The 1,496-nt window shown below is 44.5% G+C and carries 1 protein-coding gene and 1 pseudogene; both read left to right on the top strand.

Annotated elements, in window-relative coordinates; all coding sequences use genetic code 11:
* Window positions 1–1,092 (top strand): IS66 family transposase (gene tnpC, locus MA2_RS10675; RefSeq protein WP_156470958.1); only part of this gene is annotated, 1,092 nt, incomplete at its 5' end.
* A 192-nt stretch (window positions 1,093–1,284) separates the two neighbouring features.
* Window positions 1,285–1,496: pseudogene (locus tag MA2_RS10670) on the top strand (IS982 family transposase); the annotation flags it as partial.

The following is a 1,496-nucleotide window of genomic DNA, read 5'->3' as shown; positions in this document are numbered from 1 at the left end:
AACCGTGAGCGGTTGGTTCAAGCCAAAACCGATGCCCAAATCATCGATAAAAGCATTGCCACGCCTGAGCTACTGGCTCATGTGCTTATCAGTAAATACGCTGACCATTTGCCCCTATATCGCCAAAGCCTGATTTATCAGCGTAGCGGGGTATATTTATCCGATTCAACCTTAGCCGATTGGGTTGGACGCTGTGGCGTACAGCTTGGGTTTTTAGTCAAGCGTTTGCATAAAATAATGCTAACCCAGCCAATTGTGCATGCCGATGAAACCCCAGTCAAAGTATTAAATGGCTATGGCATGAAAGATGCTAAAGGCAGGTTAAAGCAAGGCTATGTGTGGGCGTATGTAACACCACAACACAGCCCAATCAAAGCGGTGGTGTATGATTTTGCCCAAGGTCGGGGTAGTGAGTATCCCAATGCTTTTTTAAAGGGCTTTAAGGGCAAGCTTGTTTGCGACGGCTATAACGGCTATAAGCCATTATTTGGGCGAGGGGTGATTGAAGTGGGTTGTATGGCCCATGCTAGACGTAAGTTTCATGAACTTCATGTGACAGGGCAAAGTCTTATTAGCATTGAGGCACTAGCGTTATTTCAATCACTGTATGCCGTTGAGCGTGAGATTGATGAGCAGTTTGAGAAAAACCAAACGCCAATGCCTAGAGATGCCCAAATGGTTAGGCAAATCAGGCAAGATAAGGCTAAACCAGTTGCGGATAGGCTTCTTGTGTGGTTACAGGAGAAAAGGCTAGGTACGACTAAGAATGCTGATATTACCAAGGCGATTGAGTATTGCTTGAAACGGTGGCAGGCTCTGACACGTTATTTGGATGATGGCAATTTGCCGATTGATAATAATTGGGCAGAAAATCAGATGCGTCCTTGGGCTCTCGGGCGTAAGAATTGGTTGTTCGCAGGGTCGCTTGAGAGTGGGCAGCGGGCGGCGAATGTTATGTCGCTCATTCAGTCAGCTAGATTGAATGGGCTTGACCCGTATGCGTATTTGGCGGATGTGCTGAGACGTCTGCCAACACATCCTGATAGCCAGATTGATGAGCTGCTACCACATTGCTGGAAACCACCTCAATAGGGGATGGTCGGGGGCTTACGCTTAAACAGCTCAATCACGGTTTCATAAATAATACCTATTTATTTATATATTCAAATTATAAATTCACTTCAAACTTACTTAACCCGAATTCGACATAAGAAAAGGCAAAAAAAAGAAGTCCAATATGCTAAAGTAAGTTCACCACAAACAACCTAGCCAAGGACTTCTTACATGGACAATCTCGAAGCACTTTACTGCCACATCGACGACTACTGCAAAGCCTACACAGCCGAGCAACAGAAGAAAATGCTAACGCTAAAGCGAAAAAGCAGTCAAAAGACCCGAAACAAACCATGCTGCATCAGTTTAGCAGAAATCATCACCATCATGGTACTATTTCATCAAATCAGATACCGAGAATTTAAAGCATTTTACTATGGCTA

The sequence above is a fragment of the Moraxella atlantae NBRC 14588 genome (assembly GCF_001591265.1).
GTDB lineage: Bacteria > Pseudomonadota > Gammaproteobacteria > Pseudomonadales > Moraxellaceae > Faucicola > Faucicola atlantae.
This window is presented reverse-complemented; position numbering and strand designations above follow the sequence as displayed.